The organism is Aminobacter sp. MDW-2, from assembly GCF_014250155.1.
Classification (GTDB): domain Bacteria; phylum Pseudomonadota; class Alphaproteobacteria; order Rhizobiales; family Rhizobiaceae; genus Aminobacter; species Aminobacter ciceronei.
Window position 1 is genome coordinate 120,516 of record NZ_CP060199.1, and the last position, 18,126, is coordinate 138,641.

Genomic DNA, 18,126 nt, shown 5'->3' on the forward strand with positions numbered 1-18,126 from the left:
ATGCAGGCCCGCCCAGTCAATGTCGAGTCGCGTGAAGGCACCCTATTCTCGTGCGGCAATATAGCCCTCGATCTCGGTGGGAGAGAGATACTGCGAGACATCAACCTTCATGTGGACGTAGGCGAAGTTCTCGGAATCATCGGTCCGAATGGAGCAGGCAAGACAAGCCTCTTCGAAGTGCTTTCTGGTCGCCTACGACCGAAGGCGGGCGCAGTGACATACAAGGGCAAGGAGGTGACAGCCTTGCCCCTTTTCGAACGATCCAGGCTCGGTATCGGCCGAACTTACCAGACGCCGGTGGTGCCTGAGGAGTTGACAGTCGCAGAGACGTTCAAGGCGGCGCGCCAAGCCTACCGCCCTTACCTCACAAAGTTCGATGCCGAGTATGGTGCAGAGCTTGTGGGACTACGCGTTGACGACGACACGCCTACGGTCCAACTCGATACGCTCGATCGACGCAAGCTTCTGTTGGCTTGCCTTTTGATGCGACGACCGTCGCTTTTGCTAATGGACGAACCGGCGGCTGGTTTGATCAACGCGGAGGTGGACGAAATAGACTATCTCCTACGCCTTCTTTCCAAGGAGATGAATATTGCCGTTGTGATTGTCGAGCACCGCATCGAACTTCTGGAAACTATCGCTGACCGGGTGATGGTCATGGATGCAGGCGAAGTAATCTCGGAGGGTCAAGTAGCGGACGTGCTTAGCGATCCGAGAGTCCATGCCGCATACTTTGAGAACGCGACGGAGTGATCTGGATCATGAACCACGTTTCCTCAAGCTCCTTTGTCTCTTCGCAACCTGTTGGGTCCGGAAGCGAAGTTCTCAATGTGCGCGGCCTGTCGGCGGGCTATGGACCGATGCGGGTCATACACGACCTTGATCTGATCGTGAAATCTGGCGAACGGGTCGGCCTGGTTGGTCTAAATGGTCATGGCAAAAGTACGCTCTTTTACGCAATCGCCGGCCTGACTGGTTGGCAGCGCGGCTCGATTCTGTTGAACGGGCATCAGGTCGGTCGCACGCGAAGCCAGGGCCCGGGGCGGTACACGCACCAGGTCGTACAGAGGGGTCTGGCACTGATCCCCCAGGGCGACGAAATCTTTCACGGGCTGACCGTCGAAGAGCATCTCGACTCCGGCGCTTTCACCGCACGCGCTTGGCGCGAGCGCGCCGAACGCAAGCGGCGAATCTATGAGATTTTTCCGCCCCTGGTGAAGCTCAAGGATACGCCAGTTGGGCGCCTTTCGGGTGGCGAGCGGCGCATGGTTTCCATTGGCCGTGGGCTTATGACGGAGGCGTCGCTGTTCCTCGTTGACGAACCGACGCTCGGTCTTGCCCCCAAGATAGGCAAGAACGTCATCGATGCTCTGATGGCTGTCAATCTGGGTGCCTCAGCGATGGTGATTGCGGAGCAGAACGTCGCTGCCCTTGAGGGACGCGTTGACCGGATAATCGGTATGCACGCCGGCAAGTTGAAGGGCGAAGCATCCGAGGCCCTGGCTCTGCGTGCTCACCGTTAGAAAAGGAATGAACCCATGAGCGCCATTGATCTCTGGTTTATCATAAACTCCACTATTGTTCTTGCCACGATCTATGGAACTCTGGGTATCGGGATTTCTATTACATGGTCGAGTCTTGGCTTGCTCAACCTAGCTTACGGGTTCATCTTTTCGCTCGGCGGCTATGGCGCATGGCTTGTGGCTCAATACCTCACGTCATGGGGACCTGCGATAATTGTTGCCGGCATTCTGTCCGGCGCATTTGGAGGCGTGATAGTATGCGTACTTGCGTTCATCCCAATGCACGATAAGCCCAACTTTACGGTTAGAGGGCTAGTTGCGACGCTAGCGATCAGCCTCATTGGAACCCAGGCGCTACTTTGGTATTTCGGACCATATGCCAGAAATCTGCCTCCGATCTTCGGTGATTGGGACATATCTTTTTCTGGCGTCGTGCTGACCTCGGATATCGTCGGCAGTGTACTGGCATCCATTCTGATGCTTGCGGCTGTCCTGAAGTGGATGCGGTCCAGCCGTCGCGGGCTCGAAATTCGCGCGATGATGATGAACCCCCACGCGGCTTCAATCGTGGGCATCGGTGTGCGGCGCACCTCATTTTACGTCATGGCGATCACAGGTGGACTAGCGGGCCTGGCTGCCGTGCTCCTGTCGCAGACCTATTACGTCTCTCCCTTCGGCGGGCTAATGCCCATGATCAAGGGCGTAAGTATCGCCTTGCTGGGGGGGCTTGGCAGTGTCTCTGGCGCGGTCATCGCCGCAATAATCCTGGCCTTGGCCGAGGCCCTTACGGCCTCCCAAATTGGCGGACAATACGTCCTGATTACCCAATTTCTTCTTATCATTGCGATCTTGATGATCCGGCCGCGGGGCATTGCCGGCATTCTGGACAAAGCCAGGGAAGCATAGACTATGAGCAAGCGGCAAACAGTCGAGACCAAGTGGCGTAACCCCCTCTTCTTGTGGGGGGCAAAAGGAGCGGTCGAGGAACTACCGACCATTCCATTTCATAGCCACGAGGAAATATGGAACAGCACCCGCGAGTCGAAGGCGAAGCTTCTTCCGGTAGGTCGTCTACGCTACTACCACAAATGGGGTGGCCACGGTGCATACACATGGCAACGCCTACGCTACTGGCCCACGCGTCGCCGCGTTCTGAACATCCGCAGCGAGTACAATCCCAAGACACTGCGGACGGAGAAGACGATCGTCGACAAGCGGCCGATCTGGTGGATGATGGGTCTGCTTGCCTTCGTGTTGGCACCATTTGTTGCTCCGGCCGAACTGGTGGGAACCTTGCTCACTGCGGGCGCTACCTTCGGTATCTACGCCGCAATCAGCCTGTGTTGGATGCTCGTTATCGGCAGTGCGGGAATATTCAGTCTGGCAACTTTTGCCGTCGTTGGGACAGCGGCATATATCTGCGCCTGGCTATCCATAACCTTTGGGCTGCCATGGTGGTCGCTGCCGGCGATCGGGGCCGTGGTAGGCGTATTCTGCGGGGGGATACTTGCGCTGCCTGCAACGAGGCTGGACGGTTTCTACTACGCACTTCTTACCTTGGGTGTGAATGAACTATGCCGCGTATACTTCTATACATCGGACATATTCGGATCGGCCGTCGGCGGTATCTACGGGGTGGAATCGTACATACCTGACAGTTGGTCACAAGATGCCACGCTGCTCGCCGGATACTACAGCTGCCTCGCAGTGATGGCTGGTGCTCTGGTGCTCTACAGGTTCATCAATGGTCGGCGGCTAGGCCGGATACTGCGCATGGCACCCGAGAAACGCGAAGGGTTTGCAGAGGCGACCGGCGTGAATTTTCGCCTTGCACGCATTTGGATATTCTTGATTTCATCGGTGGCTATGGGTGCCATTGGCGGATTCTACGTCACACATTTTGGTGGCGTGTCATATTCGATTTTCGACTTCAACCAAGTTCTGCTCGGCCTGGCGATGCTCGCCATCGGCGGTATGGGCCGCGCTGAAGGGGCTGTGGTCGGTACCTTGATCGTTGTCTTTATCGACAAGGGATTGGTCACGTTCGGACCCATCAGGCTGATTGCCGTGGGGGTCATCTTGCTCCTGGTCGTTCTGTACCTTCGAAACGGCCTGTTCGGCATCAAGGCACAATTCCGCGCCTGGCGGGACAAGAAGAAGAGTGAGCGTCGATCTACGAGAGCTGAAAAAGGAGGCGAAATGTTACCTGAAGAAGCCACTGAAGCCCGTGACAAGGATGCGGTTTATCGCCGGCGCTTTGACAAAATCCAGCGCGAATACCTGAAAACTCTGGTCTCACCTGAAGTCATCGACGAGCACCGAAGATCACCGTCGGGTCAACACAGCGAAGCGCTGGAGCGATTGCTCATCTACTTCCGTGGGCAACCGCAGGTGGACAAGTATGCGATCACGACCGTTGACCCCTTCAAGTCGTATCGAATCGTAGCCTTGTCCGGCCAACGAGGCGTCGCACCTCGCGTCGTCGAGGACAAGATCTACCACACGCCTGAGGAAGCTTTTCACGGTGTGTTCCTACGTCGCGTGCAAGATCTGCTCGAGTCATAAGGTAGTTAATGCGCCAATCGATATCAAATATGATGTCGTTACATGAAACTCGGACGAGTAACGGAACTGCGAGATGGCACAGGTTAAGGTTTTTGGTTACGCGGACAAGATCTCGGTCAAGCCGGGTGAGGTCATTCAGTTTCACGTCAACGCGGACGGAGCGAGCGCAGCCGAAGCTCACCTGGTTCGCCTGATCCATGGCGATGAGCATCCGGACGGTCCAGGTTTCGTTGAGGAATTGGTTGAATGCGCCGCCAATGGTGTCTGGAAGGTCGAGAAACAATACACACAGGTGGGGTCATTCCTGGAGGTGGCTGATCCCGAGCGCAGGCTGGCAGTGGACGGCAGCCTCACCTTGTGCGCCTTCATCCATCCGCTGCTACCGAAAGCCGGGATCCGCCAGTGCCTGATCGGGCGGTGGGACAACTACAGGAACCACGGCTTCTGCCTGGGCATCAACAAGACTGGCCGCCTGGAGTTCTGGGTCGGCCGGGGGGATGAGGTTGACTACGTGCAGGCGGAGGTGCCGCTCCAAGAGCAGATGTGGTATTTCGTGGCGGCGACCCTTGATGCCAGGACCGGCCAAGCCACACTTTATCAGGAGGGCGTGGGAAACCGCTACAACAGCTTGCTGGGCAAAGTCGCCCCGCTCGACTACCGGTCACATGTCAGCGAAATCTTTCGTTTCCGGCAGAAGAACCTGCCCGAAACGCCGTTCCTGATGGCCGGGTCTCGCGACTGGCATGAGAAGCGCGGCCATTTCGTCTCGCAACTGTTCTGCGGTAAGATCGATCGCTGCGGGCTGTTCGATCGGCCGCTGCGGCGTGACGAGCTCGACGAGATCAGAAACGGCCACCGGCCACCGTCACAAGGCATGGTCGCCTACTGGGACACGACCGACGGCTACACCGATCGCGGCATAGGCGATGTCGTCACCGACATCGGCCCGTTTCATCTCAATGCCAAGGGCTACAATCGCCCCGTTCGCGCGCAAACCGGCTGGAACTGGAATGGTTTCAACGACTGTTTCCGGCTGGCGCCCGAAGAATATGGCGGCATCGAGTTTCACGCCGATGCGTTGATTGACTGCAACTGGGAGGCCACAAAATCGCTGCGTCTGCCGGAAACACTGCGCAGCGGCGTCTATGCGATGCGGTTGCGAGCCGGCAACGGCAAGGGGCTGGGCGAGGAGCACATCGTGTTCTTCGTGCGACCCAAGGCGCCGACCGGACGCATCGCCTTCCTTGCTCCCACGGCGAGTTATCTTGCCTATGCCAACGAGCACCTCAGCTTCGACGCGCCAATCGTTCAGCCGATGTCAGGGTCAACGCCCATCTTGGCCGAGATCGATATTGAAATGTACAAGAATCCTCAGTTCGGGCACGGGTGCTATGATAGTTGGGCGGATGGACAAGGTGTCTGCTACAGTTCCTATCGGCGCCCGGTAGTAAATATGCGTCCAAAATATCGAATTTCTTCGATGAATACGACGTGGCAATTTCCAGCTGACCTTTCGGTCATCGCCTGGCTCGAGCACATGAAATACGACTACGATGTTTTGACCGACGAGGATCTACATCTTGAGGGCACCGCGGCTTTAGCCCCTTACAAATGTGTGATCACAGGGACGCACCCCGAGTATTACTCGGAGAGGATGTTGGATTCCACCGAGGACTACATTGCGGGAGGTGGGCGTTATATCTATCTGGGTGCGAACGGTTACTACTGTAGCGTGGCTTTTCGAGATGACGAGCCTTGGGTGATGGAATGCCGCAAATTCGGCGAAGGTTGGAAGGCATGGGAGGCACGGCCCGGCGAACACTACATGGCATCGACGGGAGAGAAGGGCGCCGCGTGGAGGGGACGGGGCCGCCCACCGCAGAAGGTTGCGGGCACCGGATTCGTCGGAGAGGGCTTTGCGACGGCAATGCCTTACCGGCGCATGCCTGATAGTTTTGATCCATCTCTGGGCTGGATTACGGAAGGAATCGACGGCGAGACCTTTGGAGACTTCGGGCTTGCTCATGACGGGGCGGCCGGACTGGAACTCGACGTTTACGATCTCAAGAAGGGCACGCCGCCTAACACTAAACTCATAGCGGCGTCCGGTGGTCACGATGATAACTACATCATGCATTCGATCATGGTGCTGCATCATTACCAAGGCTTGGCCGGTTCTTATGACTACCGAATGCGCGCAGATATGACCTACTTTCTTGCGCCGAATGATGGCGCAGTGTTCGCCTTCAGTTCCATAGCGTATGGGCAGGCACTGCCTTGCAAGAACTTTGACAATGACGCCTCGCGTCTCCTAGCCAATGTCGTGAATGCGTTCATCAAGGCTGGGCCAACGCCTGGCACAGAGGCATTCCGCGAGCACAAGATCAAAAGGTTGGAGAGTCTGGATTCTCTTTGACTAAGGAAGATTACCGCGCCGAGAGGTCGGTTAGACAATCGAGCCTCTAGATACGCAACAAGCTGGACGGAACTGCGAGATGGCACAGGTTAAGGTTTTTGGTTACGCGGACAAGATCTCGGTCAAGCCGGGTGAGGTCATTCAGTTTCACGTCAACGCGGACGGAGCGAGCGCAGCCGAAGCTCACCTGGTTCGCCTGATCCATGGCGATGAGCATCCGGACGGTCCAGGTTTCGTTGAGGAATTGGTTGAATGCGCCGCCAATGGTGTCTGGAAGGTCGAGAAACAATACACACAGGTGGGGTCATTCCTGGAGGTGGCTGATCCCGAGCGCAGGCTGGCAGTGGACGGCAGCCTCACCTTGTGCGCCTTCATCCATCCGCTGCTACCGAAAGCCGGGATCCGCCAGTGCCTGATCGGGCGGTGGGACAACTACAGGAACCACGGCTTCTGCCTGGGCATCAACGAGGCTGGGCGCCTGGAGTTCTGGGTTGGCCGGGGGGATGAGGTTGAGCGCGTGCAGGCGGAGGTGCCGCTCCAAGAGCAGATGTGGTATTTCGTGGCGGCGACCCTTGATGCCAGGACCGGCCAAGCCACACTTTATCAGGAGGGCGTGGGAAACCGCTACAACAGCTTGCTGGGCAAAGTCGCCCCGCTCGACTACCGGTCACATGTCAGCGAAATCTTTCGTTTCCGGCAGAAGAACCTGCCCGAAACGCCGTTCCTGATGGCCGGGTCTCGCGACTGGCATGAGAAGCGCGGCCATTTCGTCTCGCAACTGTTCTGCGGTAAGATCGATCGCTGCGGGCTGTTCGATCGGCCGCTGCGGCGTGACGAGCTCGACGAGATCAGAAACGGCCACCGGCCACCGTCACAAGGCATGGTCGCCTACTGGGACACGACCGACGGCTACACCGATCGCGGCATAGGCGATGTCGTCACCGACATCGGCCCGTTTCATCTCAATGCCAAGGGCTACAATCGCCCCGTTCGCGCGCAAACCGGCTGGAACTGGAATGGTTTCAACGACTGTTTCCGGCTGGCGCCCGAAGAATATGGCGGCATCGAGTTTCACGCCGATGCGTTGATTGACTGCAACTGGGAGGCCACAAAATCGCTGCGTCTGCCGGAAACACTGCGCAGCGGCGTCTATGCGATGCGGTTGCGAGCCGGCAACGGCAAGGGGCTGGGCGAGGAGCACATCGTGTTCTTCGTGCGACCCAAGGCGCCGACCGGACGCATCGCCTTCTTTGCTCCCACGGCGAGTTATCTTGCCTATGCCAACGAGCACCTCAGCTTCGATGCTCAAACTATTCAGCCCGTCACGGGAATGACGCCCATCTTGGCTGACGTCGATATCGAAATATATAGGAATGAGGAGTTTGGCCTATCGACTTATGACCATTCCGCGGATGGACAAGGTGTCTGCTACAGTTCCTATCGGCGTCCGATAGTGAACATGCGGCCGAAACACAGAATCTCCAGCCTGAATGTGCCTTGGGGGTTGGCTGCTGACCTTTCGGCCATCGCCTGGCTCGAGCACATGAAATACGACTACGATGTTTTGACCGACGAGGATTTGCATCGCGACGGGAGCGCCGCTTTGGCCCCCTATAGATGTGTGATTACCGGGACCCATTCGGCTTATTATTCGGAGCGGATGCTCGATGCAACCGAAGACTACATCTCGGCCGGCGGCCGCTTTGTTCACTTGGGTGCCAACGGCTTGGATACCTGCGTGGCTTTTCGCGACGACGAGCCCTGGGTGATGGAATGCCGCAGGTTTGGGCCTTCCTGGAAACCCTGGGAGGCGCGGCCTGGTGAATATTACATGGCAGCCAATGGTGAAAAAGGAGGCGCCTGGCGTGCTCGGGCCAGGGCGCCGCAGAAAGTCGTGGGAACTGGCTTCATTTCCGATGGATTTGGAACGAGCCGGCCCTATCGCAGAATGCCGGACAGCTATCATCGCACTGTCTCATGGATCACCAAGGGAATCGAGGGAGAGATGCTTGGGGATCTCGGTCTGGTATATGGCGGAGCCGCCAGTCTGGCACTCGACCGCTACGATCTTACGTTGGGCACACCGCCACACACGAAGATCATCGCTTCGTCCGGCGGGCACACCGACAACTACATCGTCAACCCCGAAGTGATCCACTATCACTATCAAGGCCTCGCGGGCTCATACGATTATAGGGTCCGTGCAGACATGACCTACTTCACCGCGCCGAAGAATGGAGGTGTCTTCTCAGCCGGCTCGATCGCTTTTGGCCAGTCGTTACCTGCTAGGAAGTTCAACAATGGCATCTCGCGCCTCCTTGCAAATGTCGTGAATGCATTCGTCCAGCCGGGACCGCTGCCAGGCGGGATCTGGGTCAATGAGGAAAAACAGTGGAAATAATGGTCGCAGCTGGGTGCTGCTGATTCCTCATGGGGTGTGCGATCAGCGTGGCCAACGTCGGATAATACTGATCGCTGACAAGACTTTGACCTTGGACTTAACTCACAAGGTCAACCAAACCCAGGCACGACCACTCGAACCGGGCAAGGTGCGCCCTTTCCGGACCGGATAGTCATTGCTTGTACACGCAATCGAGGAGGCGGAAATGACGTCGAGCTACCATGAAGTGTATCGCCGCTGGCAGGAGGATCCGGAAACGTTCTGGGCTGAAGCTGCGCGTGGAATCGACTGGTTTTCGCCTTGGGAGAAGGTTTTCGACGCCAACGCCGGTGTTTACGGCCGCTGGTTTGTCGGCGCGACCTGCAATACCTGCTTCAATGCGGTTGATAGACATGTAGCCAACGGTCGAGCCGATCAGGTCGCCCTAATCTTTGATAGTGCGACTACAGGCACCAAACGGAGCTTTACCTATCGCGAGCTCCTGGCCGAGGTAACCGCACTGGCGGCCGTGCTTCAAGACAACGGCATCGGCAAGGGCGATCGAGTTATCATCTATCTGCCGATGATACCCGAAGCCATGTTCGCCATGCTTGCGTGTGCTCGGATCGGTGCGGTCCATTCTGTCGTTTTCGGGGGGTTTGCGCCAAAGGAACTGGCTACGAGGATTGATGACGCCAAACCTAAACTGCTCATCTCGGCATCGTGCGGAATCGAGCCGGGTCGCGTGATCGCCTACAAGCCGCTTTTCGATCAGGCGATAGATATCGCGTCCGCGAAGCCGGATACCGTCATAATCGTTCAGCGGAACCAGCTCAAATGCGATCTGGTCGATGGGCGAGACATAGACTACGCGCACGCTGTCTCCGACGCCAAGGCCGCGGCCCGCGCGGTTGCGTGTGTTCCTGTCCTCGCCACAGATCCGCTTTACATTCTCTACACCTCAGGGACCACGGGGAAACCAAAGGGAGTGGTGCGCGACAATGGTGGCCACATGGTCGTCCTGCACTGGAGCATGGAAGCCGAGTATGGCGTCAGGTCTGGTGAGGTCTATTGGGCGGCATCCGATGTAGGATGGGTGGTCGGGCATTCGTATATTGTCTACGCGCCCCTTCTCAAGGGCTGCACGACGGTGCTGTTCGAGGGAAAGCCGATTGGTACCCCGGATGCCGGCTGCTTCTGGCGCGTCATTGCTGAACACAATGTCGTTGTTCTCTTCACGGCCCCGACCGCCTTCCGGGCGATCAAGAAAGAAGATCCAGAAGGCAAATTGGTCCGGAACTATGATCTGTCCAAATTTCGCGCCTTGTTCCTTGGCGGCGAACGGGCAGATCCAGATACACTCAAGTGGGCTGAAAGGAAACTCGGGGCCACCGTCATCGACCATTGGTGGCAAACGGAAACAGGCTCGCCGATAACCATAAATCCGATTGGGATGGGCAAGCTCCCCGTGAAATACGGTTCGCCCGGTGTGCCCATGCCCGGGTATCGGATTGAAATACTCGACGACGACGGGGGTGCTGTTCCGGCCGGCACATTGGGCAATGTCGTTGCCAAACTGCCGCTGCCACCTGCTTGCCTGCCGACGCTATGGAACGCCGACAGTGACTTCGAGGATCTCTATCTCCGACCGTTCCCTGGCTACTACAAAACAGCTGACGCCGGCTTCGTCGACGAAGATGGATATGTTTACATCATGGCTCGCACCGACGACATTATCAATGTCGCCGGCCATCGCCTTTCGACCGGAGGGATGGAAGAAATTCTGGCCGAGCATCCCGACATAGCTGAATGCGCCGTCATCGGCATTGCCGACCCAGTGAAGGGGCAAGTCCCGTGTGGTTTCATTGTGCTCAAAACAGGCGTTTCACGAGACACAGGTGATATCGAAAAAGAAGTCATCCAGTCAGTACGCGAGCGAATCGGCGCGATTGCGGCTCTTAGAACGGTGTTGCCGGTGAAGAGGCTGCCGAAGACGCGTTCAGGGAAAATCTTGCGGGGAACAATGCAGAAGATGGCCAATCGAGAAGATTGGGCTATGCCTGCAACGGTCGACGATCCCGCGATTCTCGCTGAGATCGCAGCTGCGCTCATAGCGCGCGGAATTGGCATTAACCGAGACGCCCTGACGACGGCTTCCGCCGATTTCCCTCTGCAAATCCCGTGCGCTGACGGTGGAGGTTGTGCCGACGGATGCACGGCACCACCGGGAACTTGCGGCATCGAGGGACACAGATAGTGCCACCATCGGATGAAAGCAGTCGAGATGCAGCTTAAGGCCCTCTTCTTCGACGTGTTCGGAACTTGCGTCGACTGGCGGAACTCGATAGCGCGCGAGGCGGCGGAATTTGGCTCAATGCATGGCATCCGCAATGTCGATTGGTTTCGCTTCTCTGATGCCTGGCGCGGACTCTATGAACCGCAAATGGAGAGGGTGCGAAGCGGAGAACGTGCCTGGTCCAAACTCGACACGCTTCATCTTGAGAGCTTGAAAATTGTGCTCGAAAGATTCAGAATTTTCGATGTCGGGAACGAAGCGCTCGACAATCTCAATCGGGCCTGGCACCGCCTCGACCCATGGCCGGACGTTGTCGAAGGACTGACACGGCTCAAGACACAGTATATCGTAGCGCCTAATTCAAATGGCAATATCTCTCTCATCGTAAATATGGCCAAGCGAGCAGGTCTACCTTGGGACGTGATCCTGGGGGCCGAAACGGCACGCGCTTACAAGCCGACGCCGGAAGCTTATCTTCGCAACGTTGAGCTTCTTGGGTTGGCGCCAGAGGAGGTCATGATGGTCGCCGCGCACAACGGGGATCTTGCCGCCGCGCGGGTCTGCGATCTCAGGACCTGCTTCGTGCTGCGCCCGCAGGAACATGGACCCGAACAAACGAGCGATTTGATGGCGGCTCGCAACTATGACATTGAGGTTCGGGATTTCTGTGATCTTGCGATGAGATTAGATTGTTGAGCGCCGCCGCGCCGCTTCTCCGCCGACGGCGATTCCTCTTGATCAGTCATGTCTCGCCGTAAGCGGCCGAAGCCGGGTTAATTGGCCAGGAAGGCCATAGGTCGGGATCATAGCCCAGGGCGAGCTTCGGAAACTCGGAGCCGTGAAACTTGCCCGCGACGTTTCCTTGCCTTGTTTTTCACTCTTCCCCCTTGATGCTCCACGCGGCGCCAAACTGCTCCTTTGAGCGACCGGCTACATTCCAACCAAAAGCGCCCCACCAGTCAGGCCGGCGCCAGCCGCAGCTAGCAGCAATTTCTCACCGGGTCGAAAAGGATCGGCACTGTGGGCAACCGACAGCGACAGAGGGATGGTGGCGGCCGACGAGTTGCCATAGTCGGCGATGGTCTTGACGATGCGCTGATCCTCGATGCCGAGCGCCTTGCCGACGGCATTGAAGATGCGGGCATTTGCCTGGTGCGGCAGGAAGCGGGCGACGTCCGAAGCCGAAACGCCGGCCGCCGCCAGCGCCGCCGCGGAGCAGCGGCTCAACATCTCCACGGCCTTGACGAAGACCTCGCGGCCGTTGGCGATGGTCATTCGGGTCTCAGTGATGTCGATCTCGTCGGAAAACGGACGGTTGCTGCCACCCGCCGGAATCTGGATCAGGCCATAGGCCGACCCGTCCGCGGCAAGCGAGCAACCGAGGATGCCGTGGGCGGGATCGTCGGAGGGGGCGAGCACCGCAGCACCCGCACCGTCTGTGATCCGGCGTGCAAAATTGACCCCTTAGCTGGGAGGATCGGCGTCCAAAATTGACCCCCCTCATTCAGTGGATCAGCACCCATCCGTTTGTGTTTGCGAACGGATGGAGAGGGGATGAAGTCAGTGGATACGATCGCCCGGGTCCGGCGCGCGTTCTATGTTCAGGGCTGGTCGCTGAAGCGGATCAGCCGGGATCTGCATGTGTCGCGCAACACGGTGCGACGGATATTGCGGTCGAACGAGACGTCGTTCTCCTACGAGCGTGAGCATCAGCCGAAGCCGAAGATCGGGCCGTGGCAGGTGCAACTGGATGCACTGCTGGACAGCAATGACGCGAAGGCGAAGCGGGAGCGCCTGACGCTGGTGCGCATCTACGAGGAGCTTTGCGCGCTCGGCTATGAGGGCAGCTACGATGCTGTCCGGCGGCATGCAAAGAGCCGGGACACGGCGCGGGGTGCGGCAATGGCTGAGGCCTATGTGCCGTTGTTCTTCGCGCCGGGCGAGGCCTACCAGTTCGACTGGAGCCACGAGATCGTCCTGATCAACGGCGTGACGGTGACCGTGAAGGTCGCCCATGTCCGGCTCTGCCACAGCCGCATGATGTTCGTGCGCGCCTATCCGCGGGAGACGCAGGAGATGGTGTTCGATGCCCATGACCGGGCGTTCGCCTTCTTCGGCGGCACCTGCACGCGCGGCATCTATGACAACATGAAGACGGCGGTGGAGACGGTCTTTGTCGGCAAGGAGCGGCAATACAATCGCCGCTTCCTGCAGATGTGCAGCCACTATCTGGTGCAGCCGGTGGCCTGTACCCCGGCATCGGGCTGGGAGAAGGGGCAGGTCGAGAACCAGGTCGGGCTGGTGCGCGAGCGCTTCTTCACGCCGCGGCTGCGCTTCCGGAGCTACGAGGAGATGAACGCCTGGCTGCTCGACAAGTGCGTCGCCTGGGCCAAGGCCCACCGCCATGTCGATCAGCCGGAGCGCACGATCTGGGATGTGTTCGAGGAGGAGCGCGACAAGCTGGTCGGCTATCGCGGTCCCTTCGACGGCTTCCACTGCGTTTCCGCTTCGGTCTCGAAGACCTGCACCGTGCGCTTCGACAACAACAAATACTCGGTGCTCTCGACGGCAGTTGGTCGCCCGGTCGAGATCCAGGCCTATGCCGACCGTATCGTCATCCGCCAGGACGGCACCATCGTCGCCGAGCATGCCCGCAGCTTCGGCCGCGGCGAGACGGTCTATAATCCATGGCACTACGTTCCGGTCCTGGCCCGCAAGCCCGGAGCACTGCGCAATGGCGCGCCGTTCCAGGGTTGGGATCTGCCGCCGGCGATGGAGCGGGTGCGTCGTCGGCTGAAGGCTGCCGACGATGGCGACCGGCAGATGGTGCTGATCCTGACGGCGGTGCTATCGGACGGGCTCGATACGGTTGAGGCCGCCTGCCAACAGGCGCTCGCCGAGAACGTCTGCTCGTCGGCCGTCGTTCTCAACATCCTGGCTCGCCGCCGTGATCCGGCACCGGCCGTCACTATCCTCACACCCGATGCGCTTCGCCTGCGCCACGAGCCGCAGGCCGATTGCGCCCGCTACGACAGCCTCAGGAGGGCAAGCTGATGGAACGAACCGAAGTTCTAGATCTGATGGGCACGCTAAAGCTCTACGGCATGCGCGGAGCCTATGACGAGGTCATGGCCACCGCCATCAAGCGCCAGCACGAGCCGCCCAGGATCGTCGGCGACCTGCTGTCGGCCGAGATCGCCGAGAAGCAGGCCCGCTCCATCAAATACCAGCTCACCGTCGCCAAGCTGCCGCTGGCCAAGGACATCGAAGACTTCGACTTCACCGATACGCCCGTCAACGAGGCGCTGGTCCGCGACCTCGCTACCGGCACCTTCATCGCCGACCAGCGCAACGCCGTCCTCATCGGCGGCACCGGAACCGGCAAGTCGCACCTCGCCATCGCGATTGCCCGGGCGCTCATCCGCAACGGAGCGCGTGGGCGCTTCTTCAACGTCGTCGATCTGGTCAATCGGCTCGAGACCGAGCACCGTGCCGGCAAGCAGGGACGCACCGCCGATTACCTCACCCGTCTCGACTTCGTGGTGCTCGATGAGCTCGGTTATCTGCCCTTCGCCCAGGCCGGCGGACAGCTGCTCTTCCATCTCATCAGCCGGCTCTACGAACGGACCTCGATCATCGTCACCACCAATCTCGCCTTCGGCGAATGGCCCGCCGTCTTCGGTGACGCCAAAATGACGACCGCGTTGCTCGACCGTCTTACCCACCACTGCGAGATCATCGAGACCGGCAACGAATCCTGGCGCTTCAAAAGCCGCTCTCAAAGCTCACATGAGGGGTTTGGCGTCAAGACATCGGATGCATCCTCCCCGTGCTGTCGGATTCCATGGTCTGAGCCTTTTCGCGTGACGCGGCTCCTTGCCGGTTCAAACTCACATACGGTCGCCGCGCTCGCGGCCGCACCATCATTCCGCTTGCGTTGCGGTAAGGCTCAGGAGGACGGGACCATTCTAAAGCGCGGCGTTTGAAGCCATACTTTGAGCCGGTTCGCCCACCTGGATCCGCCAGGATTGATCAGTCCTGGAAGATTTCGGGATTGCTCATACAGCGCGTCGCTTAGGCCGCCTTCATGGCGACACCGTCGATTACGACGCCCAACCTGACGTATTTCCAGAGTGCGACGAGCAATTTCCTGGCAAGCGCGACAATGGTGCTCTTCTTGTGACGTCCCCCGTTAGACTGGACACGGTGAAAGAACCATTCGCTCAACGCCGAGGACGGTTGATTGCGCAGCCACAGCCAGGCGAGTTGGATCATCGTCGTTCGCAGTCGCGGGTTGCCTGCTTTCGAAACCCCTTGTTCCCGGTCGATCGTCCCGCTCTGCCACGGCGTCGGCGCTAACCCCGCGTAAGCGGCTACCTGCCTGCGATTATCAAAATGCCGCGACAACCCCTCGGTGCAAAGTACAGCCGCAATCTCGGCGCCTACTCCCTTGATGGCGCATAACATCGCGGCAGGCCGCGTGATGGTGGTATTTTCATCGGCTGCAGTCACCAGCAAGTCACGCTCGCGCTCAACAACCGCTATATGATCGAGCAGAAGTTCAAGGCGGTCGAGTTCTCGGAGGATCTGTGCCTTGAGATGGGGCGGCAAAGCCCGGCCGTCGCCGGTTCGGAGCTCATCGAGCCGAGTACGTCTGTCCTTTCGAAGCGGCTGATATTCGCCAATGCCCTGCGCAAAGAGCAGACCCTTGATGCGATTGACGTGCTCAACCCGCTCGGCAATAAGAACTCGTCGTTCGCGACAAACGCGCCGACGGTCTTCTTCTTGCGGGCTCGGGGCCCTAACCATTGCACAGACGCGAGGCTCGCCACGCTTGAAGGCGAGCAGCGCGCGCACGAGCGTCTCACCATCAATCCTGTCGGTCTTGGCCCGCCGTCCACGCCGTGACGCGGCAATCGACGCTGCATCGACGATATGGCTTTCGATGCCGTGCTCCTGCAGAACCCGATGAATCCAGAACCCATCAAGCCCTGCCTCCTGGATTGTAATAATTGGAAAGACGTGGCCAGTCCGGCTGCGAACCTTCTCCTGAAGGCGGGCGAAGCGGGAAAGCAATTCGCCGACATCACCGCCCTGAACCACATGCTTCGACATCTTCTCACCGCCGCAGGGTGACAGTGACGTGACCAGCCACGTGGCCCGGCTCAACTCAAGGGACACGAAAATCGCACCCAGATCGGTACGGATCGCGGTGGTATTGTTGTACTGGCTTCGGGCAGCTTGCATGACCATCTCCTGGAGATTGATTGCATTTGTGCAACCACACTCTCGCAGAGCGCCGGGCGCGGTTCACGCCTCATGGAATCTAAAGCCGACGAGCCTAACCAACGCGCCCGACCGGGCTGCGCAACCCCGACCAGCTCCACCCGGTCGGGCGCTCACCGCCGAGCGTTACAAGGGGGTCAAAATTGGACGCCGATCGAGGGTCAGTTTTGCGCGCCGATTGACATGCTGGGCCGGAAATGCTCCGAATGCTGCGTGGTCACATGATGGGTGACAACAAGGTCCGATTCAGTGACGCTACCGAAAACATGATAGTTCGGTCTCGCAGGCCGAGCGTCACTCCGCAGATGCAGTTAATTTGAGAACCCCACCGTCAAGATTCTCATGACTAAATGCCAAACCGGAACGGAACCAGCGCATTCTTGCATTTAACTGCCAAGTGACATGAGCGTCAGCGAGGCAGCTTGAATTCAATGCTCGCTGTGATGGTCGACTACCTCCCTCTTGGCGCAAGCCCGGTTGGTTCTTTGACGTTCGCGGGCTCCCTTTATGCCTGTGCCGCGGCGGCTGGTAGCGAGTCCTGCCTGTCGCACACCACCATCGGTTCTACCGTTTTGTAACAGAACCATTGACCTAGTCTTGACACGTTGGCGTGACCATGCTTCGATACCGGTCATACCAATCTTGTGAGCGGTCATACCGACTTAGCTGCCGATGGGGTCATTGAGGAGTTGCAAATGGCGCGTCAGACGACACATTACCTGTCAAAGAAATCCCACCACAGTAAGTGGGACAACAGCCTCGAACCTGCCCTGACAATCGACTCAGGCGACGTCGTCGTCTTTGAGTGCGTCGAAGGTTCGGGCGGCCAGCTGACGCGAGAGTCCACGGTCGAAGACCTCAAGGTGCTTGACTGGAGCACGGTTCATTGCCTGACCGGGCCGGTGGCAGTCCGCGGAGCCGATCCTGGGGACGTGCTGAAGGTAGAGATCCTGGACTTCGAGCATGAGGGCTGGGCCTGGACGTGTATCGCTCCCGGGTACGGGGTGCTGCCCGAGGAGTTCGGCGACACATATGCGCTGAGGGTCTGGGAGGTCGGGGCCGACGAGCGGGTGGAGCTGACGCCGGGCATCCGAGTTCCGATCGCTCCCTTCATGGGGGTGATGGGATGCGCTCTCGCCGAGCCCGGAGCACACTCGACCATGCCGCCGCGTAGCATGGGCGGGAACTTGGACAGCCGCCACCTCGTCAAGGGGAGCACGCTGCTCCTTCCGGTCCAAGTGCCTGGCGCCTTGTTCTCGACCGGCGACGGGCATCTCGGTCAGGGTGACGGCGAGGTGTGTATCACCGCGCTCGAGGGTCCGCTGACGGTGACGCTGCGCATCAGCGTCGTGAAGGGGCGCAGCATCCGAGCTCCGCAGTACATCACGTACGCACCCACCACCAGCAAGTTCGATGGGATGGGCTACTACGTCACATCCGCTGCCGGACTGGATCTGCAGGACGGCGTGAGCAGGGCGGTGCGCGACATGATCGAGTACCTGCAGGCGCAGTACGGGCTCAATCGCATCGACGCGTACATGCTCTGTAGCGTCGCGGCTGACCTGAAGATCGCGGTTCCGGCGCTCGGTCCCGGGCACGCCAGCTTCGTGACCTTCCACATGCCGCGAAGCATCTTCGCCGGCTAGATTGGGACCCGTAC

General features: G+C 59.0%; 10 protein-coding genes and 3 pseudogenes. 11 read left to right on the forward strand and 2 right to left on the reverse strand.

Annotated features, from left to right (window positions below; genetic code table 11):
- From H5P29_RS31665 to H5P29_RS31700, 8 genes are all read left to right on the forward strand, one after another.
- Positions 1-753: an ABC transporter ATP-binding protein gene (locus H5P29_RS31665; protein ID WP_154387457.1), complete on the forward strand. Its 753-nt coding sequence runs from the start codon at positions 1-3 to the stop codon at positions 751-753.
- A gap of 8 nt (positions 754-761) precedes the next feature.
- Entirely contained in the window at positions 762-1,523 is a 762-nt protein-coding gene (locus H5P29_RS31670) for an ABC transporter ATP-binding protein (protein WP_154387456.1), read from the forward strand.
- 15 nt (positions 1,524-1,538) lie between these two features.
- The gene (locus H5P29_RS31675) at positions 1,539-2,429 is read left to right on the forward strand and encodes a branched-chain amino acid ABC transporter permease (protein ID WP_154387455.1); all 891 of its coding nucleotides are present in this window, start codon (positions 1,539-1,541) and stop codon (positions 2,427-2,429) included.
- Between the two features lie 3 nt (positions 2,430-2,432).
- Positions 2,433-4,088: a branched-chain amino acid ABC transporter permease gene (locus tag H5P29_RS31680; RefSeq protein ID WP_154387454.1), complete on the forward strand. Its 1,656-nt coding sequence runs from the start codon at positions 2,433-2,435 to the stop codon at positions 4,086-4,088.
- A gap of 73 nt (positions 4,089-4,161) precedes the next feature.
- The gene (locus tag H5P29_RS31685) at positions 4,162-6,504 is read left to right on the forward strand and encodes a N,N-dimethylformamidase beta subunit family domain-containing protein (RefSeq protein WP_154387453.1); all 2,343 of its coding nucleotides are present in this window, start codon (positions 4,162-4,164) and stop codon (positions 6,502-6,504) included.
- Between the two features lie 79 nt (positions 6,505-6,583).
- Entirely contained in the window at positions 6,584-8,905 is a 2,322-nt protein-coding gene (locus H5P29_RS31690) for a N,N-dimethylformamidase beta subunit family domain-containing protein (RefSeq protein ID WP_154387452.1), read from the forward strand.
- A 205-nt stretch (positions 8,906-9,110) separates the two neighbouring features.
- Positions 9,111-11,141, forward strand: a complete 2,031-nt coding sequence (locus tag H5P29_RS31695; protein ID WP_154387451.1) for a propionyl-CoA synthetase — start codon at positions 9,111-9,113, stop codon at positions 11,139-11,141.
- A gap of 12 nt (positions 11,142-11,153) precedes the next feature.
- Positions 11,154-11,876, forward strand: coding sequence for a haloacid dehalogenase type II (locus tag H5P29_RS31700; protein ID WP_246787059.1), 723 nt, complete (start codon positions 11,154-11,156; stop codon positions 11,874-11,876).
- Between the two features lie 234 nt (positions 11,877-12,110).
- On the opposite strand, the pseudogene H5P29_RS31705 reads toward H5P29_RS31700, so the two are convergent.
- Positions 12,111-12,617 (reverse strand): annotated as a pseudogene (locus H5P29_RS31705) (3-oxoacyl-[acyl-carrier-protein] synthase III C-terminal domain-containing protein); the annotation flags it as partial.
- 117 nt (positions 12,618-12,734) lie between these two features.
- Between H5P29_RS31705 and istA the strand changes: the two are divergent.
- Together istA and istB are read left to right on the forward strand one after the other, a co-directional pair.
- A pseudogene (gene istA, locus H5P29_RS31710) lies at positions 12,735-14,301 on the forward strand (IS21 family transposase).
- Positions 14,234-14,959: pseudogene (gene istB, locus H5P29_RS31715) on the forward strand (IS21-like element helper ATPase IstB); the annotation flags it as partial. The pseudogenes istA and istB, both read left to right, overlap by 68 nt.
- Before the next feature lie 295 nt (positions 14,960-15,254).
- Here istB and H5P29_RS31720 read toward each other — a convergent pair.
- Positions 15,255-16,427 carry an IS110 family transposase gene (locus tag H5P29_RS31720; protein ID WP_154387599.1) on the reverse strand — a complete coding sequence of 391 codons (1,173 nt, stop codon included), beginning with the start codon at positions 16,425-16,427 and terminating at the stop codon, positions 15,255-15,257.
- 734 nt (positions 16,428-17,161) lie between these two features.
- Here H5P29_RS31720 and H5P29_RS31725 point away from each other — a divergent pair.
- Positions 17,162-18,112 carry an acetamidase/formamidase family protein gene (locus H5P29_RS31725; protein ID WP_154387600.1) on the forward strand — a complete coding sequence of 317 codons (951 nt, stop codon included), beginning with the start codon at positions 17,162-17,164 and terminating at the stop codon, positions 18,110-18,112.
- The last annotated feature ends 14 nt before the right edge of the window (positions 18,113-18,126 follow it).